The organism is Hylemonella sp. GW821-FHT10B10 (genome assembly GCF_059415585.1).
Genome location: NZ_JBWKNN010000001.1, coordinates 25,071 through 49,036, shown reverse-complemented (window position 1 = coordinate 49,036; position 23,966 = coordinate 25,071). Strand labels below are relative to the sequence as shown.

Below are 23,966 nucleotides of genomic sequence, written 5' to 3'. Positions count from 1 at the left end.
CCGGCCCCGGCACGTTCCGCCTGGTTCAGGCCACGGCAGCACCCGGCGCGCGTGGCGAACGGCGGTAGGTGAGCAGTCGACCTTTGTAAGCCAGCGTGTCCAGCGTCGCGATGCGGTCCAGACGCTCCTCGTTCAGGTCGAAGCCCAAGGCCAGCATGTGCCGGTTGAAAGCCGGACGGTTGCCGCGGTCCGGGTCGACGATCCACACCTCGGCGCTGAGCTTGGCATGTCGGCCGATATAACCCGCCAGCGCGACGCTGGCGTCGGGGTCGTAAAGCAGATCGCTGCCGATGATCAGGTCGAAGCGGCCGCGTACCATGTCGATGGCCGGTGCGGCGCCTTCCTGCTTCAGCGAGCCGGGCTTGCTCCAGTGCCCGTGCCGATACTTCATGGGGATCATCTGGTTCAGCCCCAGATTGGTCTGCAGAAAATCCTGCGTCAGCGGGTGGCAGTCGCTGGCGGTGATATCAGCACCGCGGCGATGGCACACCATGCTGGGCAGCGCCAGGCCGCAGCCCAGTTCCAGGATGCGCTCGCCCGCCAGCACCGGACGCAACACCATGCGTGCTGCCAGCTGTTCGCCCGAAGGCCAGAGCAGACCGAACAGCGGCCAGGCGGCGGAAGAAATGCCCTGGCGCAGCGCCGCACCCAGGGGATCGCTGAACTGTTGCCGGTCCAGCAGGGAGCGGATCAGAAGATCAGCCGCCCCCGTGATGGAAACGCATTGCTGCTTGGTCTGGTAGCCGGACATCGCTGAAGCGTGAAGCCGGCGTGAATGGCTTCGTATGAAGTGGGTGTGGGCCAGTATAGTCCTGCCTCTTCTCTTGCACTCGCGATGGCGGCACACCTGCGGATACGTCTCGATACACCTGCCCGGTCAACGCGATCGTCACGCACCCCGTTGTGTGAATGTCTTCAGATCCACTGAAGTCACAACACCACTGAAAGGCAAATGAAATGAGCAAGATCCTCGCTACCCTGATCGCCGGCCTGTTTGCTGCCAATGTCTTTGCCCAGGCAGCCGCACCTGCCACGCCCGCAACACCTGCTGCCCCTGCCACCCCGGCTGTAGCCGCCAAGCCGGCTGCAAAGGCTGAAGCCAAGATGGAAAAGAAGGCCGAGAAGAAGGCCGCCAAGAAAACCGAGAAGAAGGCTGAAGCCAAGAAGTAAGCTTCCGCTCCCTCTGCAAAAAAGCCCGCTGCATGCGGGCTTTTTTCTCAATGCCAGCGCGGCAGGGCTTCGTCGCGCAGCTCACCGCGCAGACTCTGGAAGTCGGGCACGACCGAGCGCACCGTGTCCCAGAAGCGCGGGCTGTGGTCCATCACGCGCAGATGGCTGAGTTCGTGAGCCACCACGTAGTCGATCACATTCTGGCGGAAATGGATGAGACGCCAGTTCAGGCGTATGGCGCCGTCGCTGCTGGCGCTGCCCCAGCGTGTGCCCGCGCTGCTCAGCGAGAGCTTGCGCCACTGCACACCCAGCAAGGGGGCATAGTGCTGCAGGCGCTCGGTGAAAACGCGATGCGCCTGGCGCATCAGCCAGGCCTGCACGGTGTCGCGGATCTGCTGGGTGCTGGCGTGCTGTGGCAGACCGATGTGCAGGGTCAGGCGCGGTACGCCGTCCAGCGTCAGATTGGTTGCCTGCGCATCGGTGTGCAGCACCACTTCCACGTCGTCGGCCTTGAGGCTGCCACCCACCGCGCTGTAGGCATGGGTCGGGTCCAGCACCACGATCACCGTCTCGCCCAGGAAAGGGAAGCTGGTCCCGTCGCGCCACTCGATGTGTGTCGAGTCCAGTCGCTGCTGGCGCTCGCGCATCTCGCCGAGCTTGCGCACGATCCAGGCGGCCTTTTCCTGCAGCGCGGCCTCCACCTCGTACAGAGGCACCCAGCGCGGCGCGCTGACCACCAGGCCGTCCGGGCCTACCTGCATGCCGATGGTGCGGCGCTTGCCGCGCTTGAATTCGTAGGCCACCTGGGCGTCGCACAGGCGTGTCTGCCGGGTGGCGCGGGGGTGGCTGAATTGTGCGGGCGCCATCACGCTGGCGATGGTCTGGGCCGGCTGCTGCGGCCCTTGCATTTCGGGTCTGGGCTCTGCGACAGGCTGCGGCGAGGCCTGCACCGTCGCCGGCACATCAAAGAGGTCGAGAGCGAGCTGGAGGAAGCTGCGCATGCCTTGATCTTAGTGGCGCTTCACTGATAGGCTTCCGGGTCCAGCCGCCGCATCTCGGCTTCGATCCAAGCCTCGACCTCGCGCATCAGTTCGGCGGGTTCACGGCCCACGCTGGAGATGGGGGCGCCGATAGACACGTCCACCAGCCCAGGTCGCTTGATGAAGGCCTTGCGCGGCCAGCACTTGGCCGAACTCACGGCGATCGGGATCACGGAGGCACCGGTCTCCACGGCCAGGCGCGTACCACCCGTCTTGTAGGTGCCGGCCTGACCACGCGGGATGCGCGTGCCTTCGGGGAACATGATGATCCAGACGCCACGCGCCAGCAGCTGCTTGCCCTGTGCCACCACCTTGGCAAAAGCCTCGTTGCGCTGCGAACGGTCGATATGGATCATGTCCAGCCGGCCCATGGCCCAGCCAAAGAAGGGCACGTACAGCAGCTCCTTCTTGAACACATAGGCCAGCGGGTGCGGCATCAGCGTGGGCATGAGAAAGGTCTCGAAGGTGGACTGGTGCTTGACCAGCAGGATGGCCGAACTGGTCTCGCCCACGGGCAGGTGCTCCATGCCGCTGGTGCGCACGCGTATGCCCAGGATGTAGCGCGCGCCCACGATGGCCAGGCGCAGCCAGAACACGGCGATCCAGTAAAGCGGGTCACCGCGCACAAAGATGGACGCCGTCAGCAGGACGATGGCCACCGGGATGACCGTGATCGACATCCAGAGCATGTGCAACACAGAGCGCAGGAAAGAAACCATACGGTGGTCCTCAAGCGGGGTCGCGCGCGACCAGGTAATCGGCAAAGGCCAGCAGGTTCTCGTGCACGCGCGTGCCGGCCGGGAAATTGTCGGGCAGAGGCTTGCCGCGCAAGGCCTCGCCCTTGCCGGTCAGCACCAGATGCGGCTCACAGCCCACGGCCGTACCGGCGATGAGGTCACGTGCCGAATCGCCCACGGTGGGCACGCCCTTGAGCGAAACACCGTAACGCTCGCCGATCTGCTCGAACAGCCCCGGCAGCGGCTTGCGGCAACGGCAGGTCTGGTCGGGCGCGTGCGGGCAGTAGAAGATGGCTTCGACACGGCCGCCGGCTGCGGCCAACAGCTTGTGCATCTTGGCGTGCATGGCGTTGAGCGCGGCCACATCGAACAGGCCACGCCCCAGCCCCGACTGGTTGGACGCCACCACCACGTGCCAGCCCGCATGGTTCAGCTTGGCGATCGCCTCCAGCACGCCGGGCAGCAGTTTCCACTCTGCCGCGGACTTGACGAATTCGGCACTGTCCTCGTTGATGGTTCCGTCGCGGTCGAGGATGACCAGCTTCATGGTGTGCATGCGTGAAGGCCTGTCAGGCAGCGAGACGCGACAGGTCGGCCACGCGGTTCATGGCCTCATGCAGGCTCTTGAGCAGGCCCTGGCGGTTCAGGCGCAGGTCCAGCTCTTCGGCGTTCACCATCACGCCGTCGAAGAAGGCGTCCACCGGGGTGCGCAGGGCGGCCAGAGTCTTGAGCGAGGCGGTGTAGTCGCCGGTCTCGAACTGCTTGTTCGCCTGTGGCACCACATCCTTGAGTGCGGCATATAACTTCTTCTCGGCCTCTTCCTTGAGCAGCACTTCGCTGGCGTGGGCGTCAACCTCCTGCGCCTTCTTGAGGATGTTGCTGATGCGCTTGTTGGCCGCGGCCAGCGCCGCCGCCTCGGGCAGGGCGGCAAAAGCGCGCACGGCGGCCAGGCGCTGGGCCACCTCGCCCAGGCGTTGCGGACGCAGGGCCAGCACGGCATCAACTTCCTGCGCGCTGTAACCCTGCTCGCGCAGGCTACCGGCGAGACGGTCATAGATGAATCCAGCGACTTGCCTCGTGACCTCCTCGGAGAACCCACGTACACCTGCTGCGACAAACAATAAAGAGTCAAGATGAAGCGGCAGATCTCGCTCCATCAGTATGCGAATCACCCCTAAGGCATGACGACGCAACGCAAAAGGGTCCTTGTCGCCAGTCGGCAGGTTGCCGATACCAAACATACCGACCAACGTCTCCAGCTTATCGGCCAGAGCTACAACCAGGCCCGCTGTATTGCGCGGCAGTTCATCACCCGCGAAGCGCGGCTTGTAATGGTCTTCGATGGCATTGGCAATCTCCTCGCCCAGGCCGTCGTGGCGTGCGTAGTAGCCGCCCATGATGCCCTGCAGCTCGGGGAACTCGCCCACCATGTCGGTCAGCAGGTCAGTCTTCGCCAGCTTTGCTGCCGTTTCAACGCTGCTCTCAAGAGATTTGATCCCCAGCGATACCGCGATCTGCACGGCGATCATCTTGACCTTCTCGCTGCGTTCGCCCTGCGTGCCCAGCTTGTTGTGATAGACGACCTTGCCCAAACCGTCGACGCGTGACTCCAGTGTCTTCTTTCGATCCTGGTCGAAGAAGAACTTGGCGTCGGCCAGGCGCGGGCGCACCACGCGCTCGTTGCCGCCGATCACCGCGCTGGCGTCGGCCGGGCTGATGTTGCTGACCACGAGGAATTTGTTCGTGAGCTTGCCGGCGGTATCGAGCAAGGGAAAGTACTTCTGGTTGGCCTTCATCGTGAGAATCAGGCACTCCTGCGGTACGGCCAGGAATTCCTTTTCGAAGGCACAGACCAGCACATTGGGGCGCTCGACCAGGGCCGTCACCTCGTCCAGCAGCGCATCGTCCTCGATGGGGCGCACACCGCCGCCCACCTTGGTGGCGGCAGCAGCCAGCTGGCGCACGATCTCGGCGCGACGCTCTGCGAAAGAGGCGATCACAGCGCCGTCGCTCAATAAAGCACTGGCGTAGCTGTCGGCATCCTTGAGTACCACGGTATCCTTCTTCGCCTCGAAGCGGTGGCCCTTGGTGCTGTTGCCGGCCGTCAGGCCCAGGGCCTTGACGGGCACCACGGTGCTGCCGTGCAGGGCGACCAGGCCGTGCGCCGGACGCACGAAGTTCACGCTGCTCCAGCCCGGCAGTTCGCAATCGGTCTCGAGCTGGTAGCTCATGACCTTGGGGATGGGCAGCTTGGCCAGCGCCTCGTCCAGTGCTTTTTGCAAGCCGGTATCGAGCGTTGCACCGGTGACCAGGCTGTCGTAGTACAGGGCTTCGGCCTTGCCGTCGGGCGCGCGCTTGAGCGCAGCCACGGCCTTGGCCGGGTCGGACACATCGGCGCCCAGCGCGGACAACTTCTTGATCAGCGCCTGCGTGGGATTGCCAGCGGGGTCCAGGCCCACGGCCACGGGCATGAGCTTTTGCTGTACCGCCTTGTCGGCGGCCTTGAGGGCAATATGGCTGATATGCGTGGCCAGTCGGCGCGGAGAGGCAAACGGCGTCACCACCGAATCGGCCCCGGTCAGGCCCTGGGCCTTGAGCTGCTCGAACAGCGCGCCTGCAAAGGCTTCGCCCAGCTTCTTGAGCGCCTTGGGTGGCAGCTCTTCGACAAACAGTTCAACGAGAAGGTTTTGGGTCGTCATGGTCTCAGGCAGCCTTCTTCGTCATTTGCTCAACCCACGCGCGCGGCGCCATGGGGAAACCCAGGCGCTCGCGGCTCTCGTAATAACTCTGCGCGACGGCACGCGCCAGATTGCGGATACGGCCGATGTAGGCAGCGCGCTCGGTCACCGAAATGGCGCCGCGTGCGTCCAGCAGATTGAAGCTGTGCGCGCACTTGAGCACCTGCTCGTAGGCCGGCAGCGCAAGCTGCTGCTCCATCAGGTGCTTGGCCTGTTTTTCATGCGCCGTGAAGGCCGTGAACAGGAAATCGGCGTCGCTGTGCTCGAAGTTGTAGGCCGATTGCTCTTTTTCATTCTGCAGGTAGACGTCGCCATAGCTCATGGTCTCGGTCCACTTGAGGTTGTAGACGTTGTCCACGCCCTGCAGGTACATGGCCAGACGTTCCAGGCCATAGGTGATCTCACCCGTGATCGGTTTGCAATCGATGCCGCCGACCTGCTGGAAGTAGGTGAACTGTGTCACCTCCATGCCATTGAGCCAGACTTCCCAGCCCAGGCCCCAGGCGCCGAGTGTTGGGTTCTCCCAGTCGTCCTCGACGAAGCGGATATCATTTTTCCTGAGGTCGAAGCCCAGGGCTTCGAGCGAGCCCAGGTAGAGCTCGAGGATGTTGCTCGGTGCGGGCTTGAGCACGACCTGGTACTGGTAGTAGTGCTGCAGGCGATTGGGATTCTCGCCATAACGGCCGTCCTTGGGACGACGGCTGGGCTGCACGTAGGCGGCCTTCCAGGGCTCGGGGCCGATGGCGCGCAGGAAAGTGGCGGTGTGCGAGGTGCCGGCACCGACTTCCATGTCGTAGGGCTGCAGCAGCGCGCAACCCTGGGCGTCCCAGTAGGACTGCAGTTTCAGAATGATTTGTTGGAAGGTCAACATGATTGGGTCTGGTGCAAGCGCATCCGCCCGGCCAGCGAGCATCGCGCACCGGTGCGCCGAAATGGACGGATTTCCGCGTAAGCCCTTGATTTTACGGGGCTTCGGGGTCGGTCAGGCTCTTTTGCGCCAGACGGCCCACAGCAGCCCGCCCAGGCCGGCCAGCCACAGGGGCCACAGCCCGGTGTGCGCCACCCAGCGGGCGTAGGGGGTCAGGCCAGTTCGCCCCACCACCTCACCCCGCAGCACGCCCCGGGTATGGCGGGGCAGTTCGGCGATGACCTGGCCGCGGTGGTCGATGATGGCCGTGGCGCCGGTGTTGGTAGCCCGCACAAAGGGCCGCTCGAACTCCAGCGCGCGCATGCGCGAGATCTGCAGATGTTGGTCGATCGCAACCGTGTTGCCAAACCAGGCGATGTTGCTCAGGTTGACGAAGACTGTGGGCGCCAACGACGGGTCACGGAAGCGCACGCCCAGCTCTTCGCCGAACAGATCCTCGTAGCAGATATTGGGCGCCAGGCGCTGGCCCTGCCAGTCGAAAGAGAGCTGGCCCACATCCCCGCGGTTGAAGTCGCCCAGGGGAATGTTCATCATGGCGGTGAACCATTTGAAACCCGTTGGGATGAACTCCCCGAAAGGCACCAGATGGTGCTTGTCGTAGCGCCAGGGCGCCTGTCCGGGTGCCAGGCCCACCGTCGAGTTGGTATAGCCCTCGCGGTAGCTGCCCTGGGGCATGCCGATCAGCGCCGCCTGCTGGCCGCCCGCATAACGCTGACGCAGGGCGTCCCAATACCCCTGGGGCAGCTGATGCGGCAACAGGGGCAGGGCCGTTTCAGGGGTCACAACCAGGGCCGCAAGCTCTTGTTGCAGTTGTTCGCCATACCAGCGCAAGGCCATGGGAACGCCGGAGCCGGGCTGGAATTTCTCGTCCTGGGGAATATTCCCCTGCAACAGGGCGACGGACAAGCGACCGGCGGAGTTCGTGGTGTCTGTGCCACCCAGCACCGCAGGCAGGGCCAACACAAGCAGGGCCATCAGGCGTTGGCCATGGCCGCAGGACCAGAGTTGCGGGATCGTCATGGCCAGCCAGGCCGCCAAGGCCGTGATGCCATAGACCCCCAGCCAGGGGGCATAGCCGGCCAAGGGGCCGTCCACATGGGCATAACCCGCCGCACCCCAACCAAAACCGGTGAGCCAGCGGCCGCGCGCCAGCTCGGCCAGCAGCCACAGCGCGGCAAACAGCAGCGCGCGCGCCCACGCCCCCCCGGAGGCCCAACGACGGAACAGGCCGCCGGCACCGGCGTAGCAAAGTGCCAAGGCCCCCGCCAGCGCCAGGACCGCAAGCAGCGCCAATGGGGCAGGCAGGCCACCATAGGTATGCATGGAGATGTAAAGCCACCAGAAAGTGGCCGCCAGCCAGGCCGTGGCAAAGAGCCAGCCGGCCAGGGCAGCCTGCTTCCAATGGGTGCTGCGTTCAAGCTGCCAGGCCAGCAAGCCCAGGGCGAGGAGCTGCAGCCACCAGCGAGGCTGGCCGTCCCAGGGTGCGGCCATGGACAGCGCCTGGGCCAGACCGGCCGCGACGCTCAGGGCCCAGGCGCCGACGCGCGCCCAGCGCTCACGCATTGAGCGTGGCCTTGGGTGGCACCACAGGCGAGACCTTGAACCATTTCACAGCGCCGCCCTTGGTATGCAGCACCACGAATTTCAAGCCACCGATCACGTGCTGTTCACCACGCTTGGGCACGTGCCCCATTTCATGGGCGATCAGCCCGCCAATGGTATCGAAGCTTTCTTCAGGGGCGCTGCCGGTGATCTTGACATCAAAGGCTTCGTTGACACGCTCCACGGCGGCACGGCCACTGACGCGGTAGGTCTGGTCAGCCAGGCCGAAGATATCGCCCTCGTCCTCGGAGATATCGAACTCGTCCTCGATCTCGCCCACGATCTGTTCGAGCACATCCTCGATGGTGATGAGGCCGGCGACACGGCCAAACTCGTCGATGACGATGGCCAGATGGTTGCGGTTGCCGCGGAATTCGTGCAACAGGTCGTTCAGGCCCTTGCTTTCGGGCACAAAGACCGCCGGGCGCAACAGGGCCCGGATATTCAGCTCGGGCGCGCGCTGCAGCTTGAGCAGGTCCTTGGCGAGCAGGATACCGATGATGTTTTCGCGCTCGTTCTCGTAGACCGGGAAACGCGAATGCGCGGTGTCGATCACGACATTGAGCAGCTCATCGAAGGGGGCGCCGATGTCGACCAGGTCCATGCGTGGCGCGGGCACCATGACGTCGCCGGCCGTCATTTCGGCCATACGCAACACACCTTCGAGCATGTAGCGCGATTCGGCGCCGATGATCTGGTTGTCTTCGGCCTCGGCCAGGGTTTCGAGCAACTCGGCGGTGGAGTCCGGTCCCGGGTGGATGAACTCTGCGAGCTTCTTCAGAAAGGTGCGCTTGTCCTCTTTTTCAGGGACACGCGCAGGGTGAGGGTCAGGCACTGACGTCAGCACAGAGGTGCAGTTGTTGCGATCCCCATAGGATAGCGGATCACCGGGTCCTCGCGATGACAAGCCCTCCGCGGCCCTCAGGCACCAGATTTGTGCCGCGCATCCCGTACGCCGCGGCGTACGTCCTGCAGTCCGGTCAGGAATTCCCAGAACTGCTTGGCCTGCACCTTGAGCCGGTAGTCGGTCTGGGCCAATTGCTCCTCGACCATTTCCGTCACCTGGCTCTCGAAGGTGGCTGGCGGAAGCCGCAAGTAGGCACTCGCCTCCGAGCCATCGTATTCCACCGATGCACCGGCCTTGCGCGCGATATTGAGCATGGCCTTGTTTTCGCTCAAGGCGTGGATGAACATCAGGTGCACACCCTCGTTGCGGGCATGCCGCACGGCACGCCCGAAGAGCTTGCTGCCGTAACCATGACCACGCACCGAGGGGAGCACCGAAACACCGAATTCCGCGCAGGCATCAAAGCTCTTGTCCACGGAGTGCGCCAGGTGCGCCATGGCCACCAGTTCCAGCTTGCGGTTATAGATGCCGAAGATGGCGTCGCGCTCGAAATCCAGGGTGTCAACGTAGGCCTGGATCTGCGCATCGTTGGCCAGGTAACCAAAACGCAGATAACGATCGCGCTCGTCCAGGGCCTGCAGATGCCGCGCGATGCGGCCCCGGTGGCGGGATCCCAGGCGGCGGATCACGGCCACCCACGGCGCCCGCGCCGAAGCACTTTGCTCGGCGGGCAGCACGCGCAGCAACTCGCTGCTGCGCTCGGCGTCGCTGGTTTCGTCGTTTGCGTTCATGGCGCGAATGTAAGGGCATTCCCCTTTTTCATCCAGTCTACCCCGGACGCCGACCTTGACGCGTGCGTGACAGTTTCTCCCTCCAACCTAGGACAAGCCCGATGTCAGATCAGCCGCCACTGCGTTCCAATAGCCGGATCATGGAGTCACTGATGGAAAAATTCTGGTTGCGCAGCTACCCCGCCGGGGTCCCTCACGATATCGACCCGGGCCAATACAGCTCCCTGGTCCAGTTGCTGGAAGAATCTTTCCGCAAGAACGCCACCCAGCCCTTCTCCGTCTGCATGGAACGCTGGATGAGCTACCGCCGGCTGGACGAACTGTCTGCCGCGCTGGGCGCCTGGCTACAGCGGCTGGGCCTGGAGCCGGGGGCACGGGTGGCCATCATGCTGCCCAACATTCCCCAGTTTGCCGTCACCATGGCAGCCATCCTGCGTGCGGGCTACACCTGCGTCAACGTCAACCCCCTGTACACGGCCCGCGAACTGGAGCACCAGCTCAAGGATTCCGGTGCCACGGCCATTGTCGTGCTGGAGAATTTCGCCCACACTCTGGAAGAAGTCATCGCCCGCACCCCGGTCAAGCACGTGGTGCTCACAGCCTTCGGTGACCTGCTGGGGCCCTGGTACGGCCGCTGGCTGACTTTTGCCGTCCGCCATCTGGCCAAGATGGTGCCGCCTTTCCGCTTGCCCATGGGCGAGGGCAGCACGGTCACCCCCTTTCGCAAGGCATTGGCTGAAGGCGCCCATCTTTCGCTCAAGCCTGCGGCCACGAATCTGGACTCCGTCGCCTTCCTGCAATACACGGGCGGCACCACAGGCTTGAGCAAAGGAGCCGTGCTGACCCACCGCAATGTGGTCGCAGCCATCCTGCAGGCTGAGGCCTGGTTCACGCCGGCGCTCGGCCGCGTCGGCAACGTACGCGAGACCAACAGCATCGCTGCGCTGCCGCTGTACCACATCTTTGCGCTCACCCTCAGTTTCCTGGCCATACGCTGGGGCTCGCACATCACGCTGATCCCCAACCCACGCGACATCGGCAAGTTTGTCGAGACGCTCAAGCGCCGCCCCTTCCATATGCTGCCGGCGGTCAACACCCTGTTCAACGCCCTGTTGCAGCATCCTCAATTCCGTACGGTCGATTTTTCGCACCTCTGCATCTCTCAGGCCGGTGGCATGGCCGCCTCCGAGGGCACGGCCCGGCACTGGCGAGAGGTGACCGGCTGCCCCATGGTGGAAGGCTGGGGTATGAGCGAGACCTGCGCCATCGGCACCAACAACCCGGTGCTGACGGAGAAGTTCAGCGGCACCATCGGCCTGCCCTTGCCTGGTGTCGAGATCGCCATCAAGGACGACGCTGGCAAGTCCCTGCCCGTAGGCGAATCGGGTGAGATCTGCATCAAGGGCGCCAATGTGATGACCGGTTATTACCAGCAGGCCACCGAAACAGCCAATGCCTTCACCCCCGATGGCTTCATGCGCACGGGCGACATCGGCATCATGGATGCCCAGGGCTACACCCGTATCGTTGACCGCAAGAAGGACATGATCCTGGTTAGCGGCTTCAACGTCTTCCCCAGTGAACTCGAAAACGTGATTTCCCTCTGCGACGGCGTGCTGGAATGTGCCGTCATCGGCGTCCCGGACACCAAGCAGGGCGAGGCCATCAAGGTCTACGTGGTACGCAGCGATCCAACCCTCAGTGAGGACGATGTTGCCAAGTATTGCGCCCAGAACCTGACGGGCTACAAACACCCCAAATACATCGAGTTCCGCGACGAGCTGCCCAAGTCCAACGTCGGCAAGATCCTGCGTCGAGAGTTGCGAGCCGGTAAGTGAGCCCTGCTGCCCTGCCACCGGACATCATCGTTCTTGAGCGGGGCTGGCTGTCCTCCAACAACATCCTCTTGCTGGGCCACGATCAATGCGCCCTGGTGGACAGCGGTTATGGCACCCATGCGGAACAGACGCTGGCGCTCGTTCGCGCCCACCTGGCCACTCGTCCCTTGGATCTGGTCGTCAACACGCATCTGCACAGCGACCACTGCGGAGGCAATGCCGCACTGCAAGCCGCTTACCCCGCGTTGAGGACGTACATCCCTCCCGGCCAGGCGGCGGCTGTGAGCACCTGGGACGACAAGATGCTGAGCTACGCACCTACCGGGCAGTTTTGCCCACGCTTCTCCTACGATCGCTTGCTGACTGCGGGTGATTCGATCCGCTTGGGCGCACGCAACTGGGAGGTTCACGCCGCTCCCGGGCACGATCCGGACTCTGTCATCCTTTTCCAGCCTGAACTGCGCATCCTGATATCAGCCGATGCGCTCTGGGCCAGAGGTTTTGGCGTGGTTTTTCCCGAGATCGAGGGGGTGTCAGCCTTCAAGGAAGTTGGGCAGACCCTCGATCTGATCGAGTCATTGCGCCCACGACTTGTCATCCCTGGGCACGGATCGGTCCTGCAGGATATCCCGGACGCGCTGGATTACGCGCGGCGTCGCCTGGCCCAGTTCACGGCGGAACCCCTGCGTCATGCGCAATACGCCGCCAAGGTACTGCTGAAGTTCAAGCTGCTGGAGTTGCAGCAAATGACACGCGAGGATTTGCTGCACTGGGCAGATGCAACGAGCTACTTCCATCTGCTACAGGCACGCCACTTCGCCGGCATGAACTTCGACAGCTGGATAGACAACTTGATCCAAGACCTGCTGCGCTCGGGCGCAGCGCTGGCCACCGACGTCGCTGGTGAACCTGGCCTTCGGAATCAATAGAAGATTCGGGCGCACAAATAAAAACGCCCCGTCAATTGACGGGGCGTTTTCTGCTGTAAGAGCCTGACGATGTCCTACTTTCACACGGGAATCCGCACTATCATCGGCGCTGAGGCGTTTCACTGTCCTGTTCGGGATGGGAAGGAGTGGGACCACCTCGCTATGGTCATCAGGCATAACTTTTTGCCATCCTGACTGGGTCAGGACGACCAATTTATAGAGCTTGAATCAGCTTATTTTGAATGCGTCACTTGGCATAACACCTTGATTCACTGAATCAAAGTTATAGGGTCAAGTCGCACGAGCAATTAGTATCAGTTAGCTTAACGCATTACTGCGCTTCCACACCTGACCTATCAACGTCCTGGTCTTGAACGACTCTTTAGGGGGCTCAAGGCCCCGGCAGATCTCATCTTGAAACGAGTTTCCCGCTTAGATGCTTTCAGCGGTTATCTCTTCCACACATAGCTACCCGGCAATGCCACTGGCGTGACAACCGGTACACCAGAGGTGTGTCCACTCCGGTCCTCTCGTACTAGGAGCAGGCTTCCTCAAATCTGCAGCGCCCACGGAAGATAGGGACCAAACTGTCTCACGACGTTTTAAACCCAGCTCACGTACCTCTTTAAATGGCGAACAGCCATACCCTTGGGACCGGCTACAGCCCCAGGATGAGATGAGCCGACATCGAGGTGCCAAACACCGCCGTCGATATGAACTCTTGGGCGGTATCAGCCTGTTATCCCCAGAGTACCTTTTATCCGTTGAGCGATGGCCCTTCCATACAGAACCACCGGATCACTATGTCCTGCTTTCGCATCTGCTCGACTTGTCAGTCTCGCAGTTAAGCACGCTTATGCCATTGCACTATCGTCACGATGTCCGACCGTAACTAGCGTACCTTCGAACTCCTCCGTTACGCTTTGGGAGGAGACCGCCCCAGTCAAACTGCCTACCATGCACTGTCCCCAATCCCGATAAGGGATCCAGGTTAGAACCTCAAACACACCAGGGTGGTATTTCAACGTTGGCTCCACGATACCTAGCGGCACCGCTTCAAAGCCTCCCACCTATCCTACACAGATCTGTTCAAAGTCCAATACAAAGCTACAGTAAAGGTTCATGGGGTCTTTCCGTCTTTCCGCGGGGAGATTGCATCATCACAAACATTTCAACTTCGCTGAGTCTCAGGAGGAGACAGTGTGGCCATCGTTACGCCATTCGTGCAGGTCGGAACTTACCCGACAAGGAATTTCGCTACCTTAGGACCGTTATAGTTACGGCCGCCGTTTACTGGGACTTCAATCAAGAGCTTGCACCCCATCATTTAATCTTCCAGCACCGGGCAGGCGTCACACCCTATACGTCCACTTTCGTGTTTGCAGAGTGCTGTGTTTTTAATAAACAGTCGCAGCCACCGATTCTTTGCAACCTCATTGGGCTCCCCAAGTAAATGGTTCACCTACTAAAGGCACACCTTCTTCCGAAGTTACGGTGTCAATTTGCCGAGTTCCTTCTCCTGAGTTCTCTCAAGCGCCTTAGAATACTCATCTCGCGCACCAGTGTCGGTTTGCGGTACGGTCGTGTGTAGCTGAAGCTTAGTGGCTTTTCCTGGAAGCAGGGTATCACTCACTTCGGCAGCAAGCTGCCTCGTTATCACCCCTCATCTAAGCCCGGCGGATTTGCCTACCAGGCACGACTACAGGCTTGAACCAACATATCCAACAGTTGGCTGAGCTAACCTTCTCCGTCCCCACATCGCACTACACATCGGTACAGGAATATTGACCTGTTTCCCATCAGCTACGCATCTCTGCCTCGCCTTAGGGGCCGACTCACTCTACGCCGATGAACGTTGCGTAGAAAACCTTGCGCTTACGGCGAGGGGGCTTTTCACCCCCTTTAACGCTACTCATGTCAGCATTCGCACTTCTGATACCTCCAGCAGCCTTTACAAGCCACCTTCACAGGCTTACAGAACGCTCTCCTACCACTTGCACTTGCGTGCAAATCCGCAGCTTCGGTAACTGGCTTAGCCCCGTTACATCTTCCGCGCAGGACGACTCGATCAGTGAGCTATTACGCTTTCTTTAAATGATGGCTGCTTCTAAGCCAACATCCTGACTGTTTTAGCCTTCCCACTTCGTTTCCCACTTAGCCAATTTTAGGGACCTTAGCTGGCGGTCTGGGTTGTTTCCCTCTTGAGTCCGGACGTTAGCACCCGGTGCTCTGTCTCCCAAGCTGTACTCGTCGGTATTCGGAGTTTGCATAGGTTTGGTAAGTCGCCATGACCCCCTAGCCTAAACAGTGCTCTACCCCCGACGGTAATACTTGAGGCACTACCTAAATAGTTTTCGGAGAGAACCAGCTATTTCCAAGTTTGTTTAGCCTTTCACCCCTATCCACAGCTCATCCGCTAGTTTTGCAACACTAGTCGGTTCGGACCTCCAGTACCTGTTACGGCACCTTCATCCTGGCCATGGATAGATCACTTGGTTTCGGGTCTACACCCAGCGACTGAACGCCCTATTCGGACTCGATTTCTCTACGGCTTCCCTATTCGGTTAACCTTGCCACTGAATGTAAGTCGCTGACCCATTATACAAAAGGTACGCCGTCACCCTTGCGGGCTCCGACTTTTTGTAAGCATGCGGTTTCAGGATCTATTTCACTCCCCTCCCGGGGTTCTTTTCGCCTTTCCCTCACGGTACTAGTTCACTATCGGTCAATGATGAGTATTTAGCCTTGGAGGATGGTCCCCCCATATTCAGACAGGATTACACGTGTCCCGCCCTACTTGTCGTTAGCTCAGTACCACACGTTTCTTTTCGCATACAGGGCTATCACCTGCTATGGCCAGCCTTTCCAGACTGTTTTGCTAAGAATCGTGCTATCACTAACAGGCTCTTCCGATTTCGCTCGCCACTACTTTCGGAATCTCGGTTGATGTCTTTTCCTCGAGCTACTGAGATGTTTCAGTTCACCCGGTTCGCCTCGCATACCTATGTATTCAGTATGCGATACCTTTGCAGGTGGGTTTCCCCATTCGGAAATCTCCGGATCAAAGCTTATTTGCCAGCTCCCCGAAGCTTATCGCAGGCTTTCACGTCCTTCGTCGCCTATCATTGCCAAGGCATCCACCACATGCTCTTAGTCACTTGACCCTATAACTTTGATTTCTCTTGCGAGATCCAAAGCGTTTCAAGGACTTGCCAGGTCTTTCACCTGGCGCGTTATGCCGTAATGTGAATGATTCTTTGGTATTGCTACCAGAGAACGATTCGTCATTACTTGAAATACAAACAAAGTTTGAATTTCGTTTTGACGCAATCAAAAAATTGTCATCAGAGGCACGGTCTGCACTAAACCTTTACGAATGTGCAGTTTCCTCTGACAACGCTGATTCGACTCTATAAATTGTTAAAGAACAGCCGTGAGCCTTGCGACTCGTTGTTGATCGATTTATATCGATCAACATCAAAGAGGCCTCGAACAGTATCTGCACGAAGCCGCTTTGATGTTGATTGTTATTGGTGGAGGATGACGGGATCGAACCGACGACCCCCTGCTTGCAAAGCAGGTGCTCTCCCAGCTGAGCTAATCCCCCAGTTCGATGGAACGGGATGGTGGGTCTGGTTGGTCTCGAACCAACGACCCCCGCCTTATCAAGACGGTGCTCTAACCAACTGAGCTACAGACCCAAGCCGGTCACTTAGGACCAGGCACAGGGCTTAGTCGTTAGCGACAACCTTCCAACAACCGATAAGTGTGAGCGTTCAAATTAGATTGCAGTTTCCAGAAAGGAGGTGATCCAGCCGCACCTTCCGATACGGCTACCTTGTTACGACTTCACCCCAGTCACGAACCCTGCCGTGGTAATCGCCCTCCTTGCGGTTAGGCTAACTACTTCTGGCAGAACCCGCTCCCATGGTGTGACGGGCGGTGTGTACAAGACCCGGGAACGTATTCACCGTGACATTCTGATCCACGATTACTAGCGATTCCGACTTCACGCAGTCGAGTTGCAGACTGCGATCCGGACTACGACTGGCTTTATGGGATTAGCTCCCCCTCGCGGGTTGGCAACCCTTTGTACCAGCCATTGTATGACGTGTGTAGCCCCACCTATAAGGGCCATGAGGACTTGACGTCATCCCCACCTTCCTCCGGTTTGTCACCGGCAGTCTCATTAGAGTGCCCTTTCGTAGCAACTAATGACAAGGGTTGCGCTCGTTGCGGGACTTAACCCAACATCTCACGACACGAGCTGACGACAGCCATGCAGCACCTGTGTTACGGTTCTCTTTCGAGCACGAAGCCATCTCTGGCAACTTCCGTACATGTCAAAGGTGGGTAAGGTTTTTCGCGTTGCATCGAATTAAACCACATCATCCACCGCTTGTGCGGGTCCCCGTCAATTCCTTTGAGTTTCAACCTTGCGGCCGTACTCCCCAGGCGGTCAACTTCACGCGTTAGCTTCGTTACTGAGTCAGTGAAGACCCAACAACCAGTTGACATCGTTTAGGGCGTGGACTACCAGGGTATCTAATCCTGTTTGCTCCCCACGCTTTCGTGCATGAGCGTCAGTACAGGTCCAGGGGATTGCCTTCGCCATCGGTGTTCCTCCGCATATCTACGCATTTCACTGCTACACGCGGAATTCCATCCCCCTCTACCGTACTCTAGCTATGCAGTCACAAATGCAGTTCCCAGGTTAAGCCCGGGGATTTCACATCTGTCTTACATAACCGCCTGCGCACGCTTTACGCCCAGTAATTCCGATTAACGCTTGCACCCTACGTCTTACCGCGGCTGCTGGCACGTAGTTAGCCGGTGCTTATTCTTACGGTACCGTCATGAGCCCCCAGTATTAGTGGAAGCCTTTTCGCTCCGTACAAAAGCAGTTTACAACCCGAAGGCCTTCATCCTGCACGCGGCATTGCTGGATCAGGCTTGCGCCCATTGTCCAAAATTCCCCACTGCTGCCTCCCGTAGGAGTCTGGGCCGTGTCTCAGTCCCAGTGTGGCTGGTCGTCCTCTCAGACCAGCTACAGATCGTCGGCTTGGTGAGCCTTTACCTCACCAACTACCTAATCTGATATCGGCCGCTCCAATCGCGCGAGGTCTTGCGATCCCCCGCTTTCATCCATAGATCGTATGCGGTATTAGCGTAGCTTTCGCTACGTTATCCCCCACGACTGGGCACGTTCCGATATATTACTCACCCGTTCGCCACTCGCCACCAGGATTGCTCCCGTGCTGCCGTTCGACTTGCATGTGTAAGGCATGCCGCCAGCGTTCAATCTGAGCCAGGATCAAACTCTATAGTTCGATCTTGAATTTTTCGCTCTTTCGAGCAACTCATAAAAACGGAATTGAAGTGAACTTCACTTCTATTCTCATGAGCGTTTTAAGTGACTTGCACTTAGTTCCGAAGAACTTGGCAATCGCCTTCAAACGCCCACGCTTATCGGCTGTATATTTTTAATGAACCACCGCAAAACTTTTACCGTCCTGCGCTTGCTTAGCTGCGATCAGCTGAGCCAAAAATTATAACACGTTTTTCGCGTTTTTATCAAGACTTGTTTTGAAGCCCTGATAAAAACGCCCCGTCAATTGACGGGGCGTTTTCTGCTGTAAGAGCCTGACGATGTCCTACTTTCACACGGGAATCCGCACTATCATCGGCGCTGAGGCGTTTCACTGTCCTGTTCGGGATGGGAAGGAGTGGGACCACCTCGCTATGGTCATCAGGCATAACTTTTTGCCATCCTGACTGGGTCAGGACGACCAATTTATAGAGCTTGAATCAGCTTATTTTGAATGCGTCACTTGGCATAACACCTTGATTCACTGAATCAAAGTTATAGGGTCAAGTCGCACGAGCAATTAGTATCAGTTAGCTTAACGCATTACTGCGCTTCCACACCTGACCTATCAACGTCCTGGTCTTGAACGACTCTTTAGGGGGCTCAAGGCCCCGGCAGATCTCATCTTGAAACGAGTTTCCCGCTTAGATGCTTTCAGCGGTTATCTCTTCCACACATAGCTACCCGGCAATGCCACTGGCGTGACAACCGGTACACCAGAGGTGTGTCCACTCCGGTCCTCTCGTACTAGGAGCAGGCTTCCTCAAATCTGCAGCGCCCACGGAAGATAGGGACCAAACTGTCTCACGACGTTTTAAACCCAGCTCACGTACCTCTTTAAATGGCGAACAGCCATACCCTTGGGACCGGCTACAGCCCCAGGATGAGATGAGCCGACATCGAGGTGCCAAACACAGCCGTCGATATGAACTCTTGGGCGGTATCAGCCTGTTATCCCCAGAGTACCTTTTATCCGTTGAGCGATGGCCCTTCCATACAGAACCACCGGATCACTATGTCCTGCTTTCGCATCTGCTCGACTTGTCAGTCTCGCAGTTAAGCACGCTTATGCCATTGCACTATCGTCACGATGTCCGACCGTAACTAGCGTACCTTCGAACTCCTCCGTTACGCTTTGGGAGGAGACCGCCCCAGTCAAACTGCCTACCATGCACTGTCCCCAATCCCGATAAGGGATCCAGGTTAGAACCTCAAACACACCAGGGTGGTATTTCAACGTTGGCTCCACGATACCTAGCGGCACCGCTTCAAAGCCTCCCACCTATCCTACACAGATCTGTTCAAAGTCCAATACAAAGCTACAGTAAAGGTTCATGGGGTCTTTCCGTCTTTCCGCGGGGAGATTGCATCATCACAAACATTTCAACTTCGCTGAGTCTCAGGAGGAGACAGTGTGGCCATCGTTACGCCATTCGTGCAGGTCGGAACTTACCCGACAAGGAATTTCGCTACCTTAGGACCGTTATAGTTACGGCCGCCGTTTACTGGGACTTCAATCAAGAGCTTGCACCCCATCATTTAATCTTCCAGCACCGGGCAGGCGTCACACCCTATACGTCCACTTTCGTGTTTGCAGAGTGCTGTGTTTTTAATAAACAGTCGCAGCCACCGATTCTTTGCAACCTCATTGGGCTCCCCAAGTAAATGGTTCACCTACTAAAGGCACACCTTCTTCCGAAGTTACGGTGTCAATTTGCCGAGTTCCTTCTCCTGAGTTCTCTCAAGCGCCTTAGAATACTCATCTCGCGCACCAGTGTCGGTTTGCGGTACGGTCGTGTGTAGCTGAAGCTTAGTGGCTTTTCCTGGAAGCAGGGTATCACTCACTTCGGCAGCAAGCTGCCTCGTTATCACCCCTCATCTAAGCCCGGCGGATTTGCCTACCAGGCACGACTACAGGCTTGAACCAACATATCCAACAGTTGGCTGAGCTAACCTTCTCCGTCCCCACATCGCACTACACATCGGTACAGGAATATTGACCTGTTTCCCATCAGCTACGCATCTCTGCCTCGCCTTAGGGGCCGACTCACTCTACGCCGATGAACGTTGCGTAGAAAACCTTGCGCTTACGGCGAGGGGGCTTTTCACCCCCTTTAACGCTACTCATGTCAGCATTCGCACTTCTGATACCTCCAGCAGCCTTTACAAGCCACCTTCACAGGCTTACAGAACGCTCTCCTACCACTTGCACTTGCGTGCAAATCCGCAGCTTCGGTAACTGGCTTAGCCCCGTTACATCTTCCGCGCAGGACGACTCGATCAGTGAGCTATTACGCTTTCTTTAAATGATGGCTGCTTCTAAGCCAACATCCTGACTGTTTTAGCCTTCCCACTTCGTTTCCCACTTAGCCAATTTTAGGGACCTTAGCTGGCGGTCTGGGTTGTTTCCCTCTTGAGTCCGGACGTTAGCACCCGGTGCTCTGTCTCCCAAGCTGTACTCGTCGGTATTCGGAGTTTGCATAGGTTTGGTAAGTCGCCATGACCCCCTAGCCTAAACAGTGCTCTACCCCCGACGGTAATACTTGAGGCACTACCTAAATAGTTTTCGGAGAGAACCAGCTATTTCCAAGTTTGTTTAGCCTTTCACCCCTATCCACAGCTCATCCGCTAGTTTTGCAACACTAGTCGGTTCGGACCTCCAGTACCTGTTACGGCACCTTCATCCTGGCCATGGATAGATCACTTGGTTTCGGGTCTACACCCAGCGACTGAACGCCCTATTCGGACTCGATTTCTCTACGGCTTCCCTATTCGGTTAACCTTGCCACTGAATGTAAGTCGCTGACCCATTATACAAAAGGTACGCCGTCACCCTTGCGGGCTCCGACTTTTTGTAAGCATGCGGTTTCAGGATCTATTTCACTCCCCTCCCGGGGTTCTTTTCGCCTTTCCCTCACGGTACTAGTTCACTATCGGTCAATGATGAGTATTTAGCCTTGGAGGATGGTCCCCCCATATTCAGACAGGATTACACGTGTCCCGCCCTACTTGTCGTTAGCTCAGTACCACACGTTTCTTTTCGCATACAGGGCTATCACCTGCTATGGCCAGCCTTTCCAGACTGTTTTGCTAAGAATCGTGCTATCACTAACAGGCTCTTCCGATTTCGCTCGCCACTACTTTCGGAATCTCGGTTGATGTCTTTTCCTCGAGCTACTGAGATGTTTCAGTTCACCCGGTTCGCCTCGCATACCTATGTATTCAGTATGCGATACCTTTGCAGGTGGGTTTCCCCATTCGGAAATCTCCGGATCAAAGCTTATTTGCCAGCTCCCCGAAGCTTATCGCAGGCTTTCACGTCCTTCGTCGCCTATCATTGCCAAGGCATCCACCACATGCTCTTAGTCACTTGACCCTATAACTTTGATTTCTCTTGCGAGATCCAAAGCGTTTCAAGGACTTGCCAGGTCTTTCACCTGGCGCGTTATGCCGTAATGTGAATGATTCTTTGGTATTGCTACCAGAGAACGATTCGTCATTACTTGAAATACAAACAAAGTTTGAATTTCGTTTTGACGCAATCAAAAAATTGTCATCAGAGGCACGGTCTGCACTAAACCTTTACGAATGTGCAGTTTCCTCTGACAACGCTGATTCGACTCTATAAATTGTTAAAGAACAGCCGTGAGCCTTGCGACTCGTTGTTGATCGATTTATATCGATCAACATCAAAGAGGCCTCGAACAGTATCTGCACGAAGCCGCTTTGATGTTGATTGTTATTGGTGGAGGATGACGGGATCGAACCGACGACCCCCTGCTTGCAAAGCAGGTGCTCTCCCAGCTGAGCTAATCCCCCAGTTCGATGGAACGGGATGGTGGGTCTGGTTGGTCTCGAACCAACGACCCCCGCCTTATCAAGACGGTGCTCTAACCAACTGAGCTACAGACCCAAGCCGGTCACTTAGGACCAGGCACAGGGCTTAGTCGTTAGCGACAACCTTCCAACAACCGATAAGTGTGAGCGTTCAAATTAGATTGCAGTTTCCAGAAAGGAGGTGATCCAGCCGCACCTTCCGATACGGCTACCTTGTTACGACTTCACCCCAGTCACGAACCCTGCCGTGGTAATCGCCCTCCTTGCGGTTAGGCTAACTACTTCTGGCAGAACCCGCTCCCATGGTGTGACGGGCGGTGTGTACAAGACCCGGGAACGTATTCACCGTGACATTCTGATCCACGATTACTAGCGATTCCGACTTCACGCAGTCGAGTTGCAGACTGCGATCCGGACTACGACTGGCTTTATGGGATTAGCTCCCCCTCGCGGGTTGGCAACCCTTTGTACCAGCCATTGTATGACGTGTGTAGCCCCACCTATAAGGGCCATGAGGACTTGACGTCATCCCCACCTTCCTCCGGTTTGTCACCGGCAGTCTCATTAGAGTGCCCTTTCGTAGCAACTAATGACAAGGGTTGCGCTCGTTGCGGGACTTAACCCAACATCTCACGACACGAGCTGACGACAGCCATGCAGCACCTGTGTTACGGTTCTCTTTCGAGCACGAAGCCATCTCTGGCAACTTCCGTACATGTCAAAGGTGGGTAAGGTTTTTCGCGTTGCATCGAATTAAACCACATCATCCACCGCTTGTGCGGGTCCCCGTCAATTCCTTTGAGTTTCAACCTTGCGGCCGTACTCCCCAGGCGGTCAACTTCACGCGTTAGCTTCGTTACTGAGTCAGTGAAGACCCAACAACCAGTTGACATCGTTTAGGGCGTGGACTACCAGGGTATCTAATCCTGTTTGCTCCCCACGCTTTCGTGCATGAGCGTCAGTACAGGTCCAGGGGATTGCCTTCGCCATCGGTGTTCCTCCGCATATCTACGCATTTCACTGCTACACGCGGAATTCCATCCCCCTCTACCGTACTCTAGCTATGCAGTCACAAATGCAGTTCCCAGGTTAAGCCCGGGGATTTCACATCTGTCTTACATAACCGCCTGCGCACGCTTTACGCCCAGTAATTCCGATTAACGCTTGCACCCTACGTATTACCGCGGCTGCTGGCACGTAGTTAGCCGGTGCTTATTCTTACGGTACCGTCATGAGCCCCCAGTATTAGTGGAAGCCTTTTCGCTCCGTACAAAAGCAGTTTACAACCCGAAGGCCTTCATCCTGCACGCGGCATTGCTGGATCAGGCTTGCGCCCATTGTCCAAAATTCCCCACTGCTGCCTCCCGTAGGAGTCTGGGCCGTGTCTCAGTCCCAGTGTGGCTGGTCGTCCTCTCAGACCAGCTACAGATCGTCGGCTTGGTGAGCCTTTACCTCACCAACTACCTAATCTGATATCGGCCGCTCCAATCGCGCGAGGTCTTGCGATCCCCCGCTTTCATCCATAGATCGTATGCGGTATTAGCGTAGCTTTCGCTACGTTATCCCCCACGACTGGGCACGTTCCGATATATTACTCACCCGTTCGCCACTCGCCACCAGGATTGCTCCCGTGCTGCCGTTCGACTTGCATGTGTAAGGCATGCCGCCAGCGTTCAATCTGAGCCAGGATCAAACTCTATAGTTCGATCTTGAATTTTTCGCTCTTTCGAGCAACTCATAAAAACGGAATTGAAGTGAACTTCACTTCTATTCTCATGAGCGTTTTAAGTGACTTGCACTTAGTTCCGAAGAACTTGGCAATCGCCTTCAAACGCCCACGCTTATCGGCTGTATATTTTTAATGAACCACCGCAAAACTTTTACCGTCCTGCGCTTGCTTAGCTGCGATCAGCTGAGCCTTGAATTCTAGCACTATTTTTTCCACCCCGTCAACACATTGACAGAATTTTTTGAGTGATTCGCCACGTTACCGAGGCGGGGCCATTGGCCAGTGCTGTCACTCGTTTCGTTCTTTTCAAGAGCGAAGCCCGCAACTATAGCACAACTTTTTTCAGGCTCGGCAATCGACCGACCGACCGGGGTGATGCACGGCGCCAGCGCGATGCGAGCGGGGATAATCC

Annotated in this window: 12 protein-coding genes, 4 tRNA genes and 6 rRNA genes; 3 read left to right on the top strand and 19 right to left on the bottom strand. The window is 57.9% G+C overall.

Annotated features, from left to right (window positions below; genetic code table 11):
• Positions 1–25: 25 nt before the first annotated feature.
• On the bottom strand, positions 26–751 hold the full coding sequence (locus AC07NT_RS00250) for a class I SAM-dependent methyltransferase (RefSeq protein WP_498598432.1): 726 nt from the start codon (positions 749–751) through the stop codon (positions 26–28).
• 206 nt (positions 752–957) lie between these two features.
• On the opposite strand from AC07NT_RS00250, the gene AC07NT_RS00245 reads away from it, so the two are divergent.
• Entirely contained in the window at positions 958–1,170 is a 213-nt protein-coding gene (locus AC07NT_RS00245) for a hypothetical protein (protein ID WP_498598433.1), read from the top strand.
• 47 nt (positions 1,171–1,217) lie between these two features.
• Here the strand turns inward: AC07NT_RS00245 and AC07NT_RS00240 are convergent, their stop codons facing one another.
• The 8 genes from AC07NT_RS00240 to AC07NT_RS00205 all read right to left on the bottom strand — a co-directional run bounded on the left by AC07NT_RS00240 (position 1,218) and on the right by AC07NT_RS00205 (position 9,853).
• Positions 1,218–2,171, bottom strand: a complete 954-nt coding sequence (locus tag AC07NT_RS00240; RefSeq protein ID WP_498598434.1) for a M48 family metallopeptidase — start codon at positions 2,169–2,171, stop codon at positions 1,218–1,220.
• 20 nt (positions 2,172–2,191) lie between these two features.
• On the bottom strand, positions 2,192–2,929 hold the full coding sequence (locus AC07NT_RS00235) for a lysophospholipid acyltransferase family protein (protein WP_498598435.1): 738 nt from the start codon (positions 2,927–2,929) through the stop codon (positions 2,192–2,194).
• Positions 2,930–2,939: 10 nt separating this feature from the next.
• Complete coding sequence (gene gmhB / locus AC07NT_RS00230; protein ID WP_498598522.1) at positions 2,940–3,494, bottom strand: D-glycero-beta-D-manno-heptose 1,7-bisphosphate 7-phosphatase; 555 nt, start codon at positions 3,492–3,494, stop codon at positions 2,940–2,942.
• Positions 3,495–3,516: 22 nt separating this feature from the next.
• A complete protein-coding gene (gene glyS, locus AC07NT_RS00225; RefSeq protein ID WP_498598436.1) occupies positions 3,517–5,646 on the bottom strand; it encodes a glycine--tRNA ligase subunit beta in 2,130 nt (709 codons plus the stop codon).
• A gap of 4 nt (positions 5,647–5,650) precedes the next feature.
• The gene (gene glyQ / locus AC07NT_RS00220; protein ID WP_498598437.1) at positions 5,651–6,556 is read right to left on the bottom strand and encodes a glycine--tRNA ligase subunit alpha; all 906 of its coding nucleotides are present in this window, start codon (positions 6,554–6,556) and stop codon (positions 5,651–5,653) included.
• 111 nt (positions 6,557–6,667) lie between these two features.
• Complete coding sequence (gene lnt / locus AC07NT_RS00215; RefSeq protein WP_498598438.1) at positions 6,668–8,176, bottom strand: apolipoprotein N-acyltransferase; 1,509 nt, start codon at positions 8,174–8,176, stop codon at positions 6,668–6,670.
• Positions 8,169–9,050, bottom strand: a complete 882-nt coding sequence (locus AC07NT_RS00210) for a CorC family transporter (RefSeq protein WP_498598439.1) — start codon at positions 9,048–9,050, stop codon at positions 8,169–8,171. The genes lnt and AC07NT_RS00210 overlap by 8 nt, the downstream gene beginning before the upstream one ends.
• Positions 9,051–9,136: 86 nt before the next feature.
• Complete coding sequence (locus AC07NT_RS00205) at positions 9,137–9,853, bottom strand: GNAT family N-acetyltransferase (RefSeq protein WP_498598440.1); 717 nt, start codon at positions 9,851–9,853, stop codon at positions 9,137–9,139.
• Positions 9,854–10,005: 152 nt separating this feature from the next.
• Here AC07NT_RS00205 and AC07NT_RS00200 point away from each other — a divergent pair, with 152 nt between their 5' ends.
• Together AC07NT_RS00200 and AC07NT_RS00195 are read left to right on the top strand one after the other, a co-directional pair.
• On the top strand, positions 10,006–11,691 hold the full coding sequence (locus tag AC07NT_RS00200) for an AMP-binding protein (protein ID WP_498598441.1): 1,686 nt from the start codon (positions 10,006–10,008) through the stop codon (positions 11,689–11,691).
• A complete protein-coding gene (locus AC07NT_RS00195) occupies positions 11,688–12,620 on the top strand; it encodes an MBL fold metallo-hydrolase (protein ID WP_498598442.1) in 933 nt (310 codons plus the stop codon). The genes AC07NT_RS00200 and AC07NT_RS00195 overlap by 4 nt, the downstream gene beginning before the upstream one ends.
• Before the next feature lie 61 nt (positions 12,621–12,681).
• Here the strand turns inward: AC07NT_RS00195 and rrf (AC07NT_RS00190) are convergent.
• The 10 genes from rrf (AC07NT_RS00190) to AC07NT_RS00145 form a co-directional block, all read right to left on the bottom strand.
• A 5S ribosomal RNA gene (rrf, locus tag AC07NT_RS00190) occupies positions 12,682–12,794 on the bottom strand.
• A gap of 113 nt (positions 12,795–12,907) precedes the next feature.
• Positions 12,908–15,784, bottom strand: a 23S ribosomal RNA gene (locus tag AC07NT_RS00185).
• Positions 15,785–16,151: 367 nt separating this feature from the next.
• Positions 16,152–16,227, bottom strand: a tRNA-Ala gene (locus tag AC07NT_RS00180).
• Positions 16,228–16,244: 17 nt separating this feature from the next.
• Positions 16,245–16,321, bottom strand: a tRNA-Ile gene (locus AC07NT_RS00175).
• Positions 16,322–16,419: 98 nt separating this feature from the next.
• Positions 16,420–17,950, bottom strand: a 16S ribosomal RNA gene (locus AC07NT_RS00170).
• Between the two features lie 311 nt (positions 17,951–18,261).
• A 5S ribosomal RNA gene (gene rrf, locus AC07NT_RS00165) occupies positions 18,262–18,374 on the bottom strand.
• Between the two features lie 113 nt (positions 18,375–18,487).
• Positions 18,488–21,364 (bottom strand): 23S ribosomal RNA (locus AC07NT_RS00160).
• 367 nt (positions 21,365–21,731) lie between these two features.
• Positions 21,732–21,807, bottom strand: a tRNA-Ala gene (locus tag AC07NT_RS00155).
• A 17-nt stretch (positions 21,808–21,824) separates the two neighbouring features.
• Positions 21,825–21,901: transfer RNA gene (locus tag AC07NT_RS00150), tRNA-Ile, on the bottom strand.
• A gap of 98 nt (positions 21,902–21,999) precedes the next feature.
• A 16S ribosomal RNA gene (locus AC07NT_RS00145) occupies positions 22,000–23,530 on the bottom strand.
• The 16S, 23S and 5S rRNA genes sit together here with 4 tRNA genes alongside, the layout of an rRNA operon.
• Positions 23,531–23,966 lie beyond the last annotated feature (436 nt).

What these genes read in the sequence shown, in the direction of transcription:
- AC07NT_RS00250 (WP_498598432.1), bottom strand. Translation starts at nt 751, where the DNA reads ATGTCCGGCTACCAGACCAAGCAGCAATGCGTTTCCATCACGGGGGCG.
- AC07NT_RS00245 (WP_498598433.1), top strand. Translation starts at nt 958, where the DNA reads ATGAGCAAGATCCTCGCTACCCTGATCGCCGGCCTGTTTGCTGCCAAT.
- lnt (WP_498598438.1), bottom strand. Translation starts at nt 8,176, where the DNA reads ATGCGTGAGCGCTGGGCGCGCGTCGGCGCCTGGGCCCTGAGCGTCGCG.
- glyQ (WP_498598437.1), bottom strand. Translation starts at nt 6,556, where the DNA reads ATGTTGACCTTCCAACAAATCATTCTGAAACTGCAGTCCTACTGGGAC.
- AC07NT_RS00200 (WP_498598441.1), top strand. Translation starts at nt 10,006, where the DNA reads ATGGAAAAATTCTGGTTGCGCAGCTACCCCGCCGGGGTCCCTCACGAT.
- glyS (WP_498598436.1), bottom strand. Translation starts at nt 5,646, where the DNA reads ATGACGACCCAAAACCTTCTCGTTGAACTGTTTGTCGAAGAGCTGCCA.
- AC07NT_RS00240 (WP_498598434.1), bottom strand. Translation starts at nt 2,171, where the DNA reads ATGCGCAGCTTCCTCCAGCTCGCTCTCGACCTCTTTGATGTGCCGGCG.
- AC07NT_RS00205 (WP_498598440.1), bottom strand. Translation starts at nt 9,853, where the DNA reads ATGAACGCAAACGACGAAACCAGCGACGCCGAGCGCAGCAGCGAGTTG.
- AC07NT_RS00235 (WP_498598435.1), bottom strand. Translation starts at nt 2,929, where the DNA reads ATGGTTTCTTTCCTGCGCTCTGTGTTGCACATGCTCTGGATGTCGATC.
- gmhB (WP_498598522.1), bottom strand. Translation starts at nt 3,494, where the DNA reads ATGAAGCTGGTCATCCTCGACCGCGACGGAACCATCAACGAGGACAGT.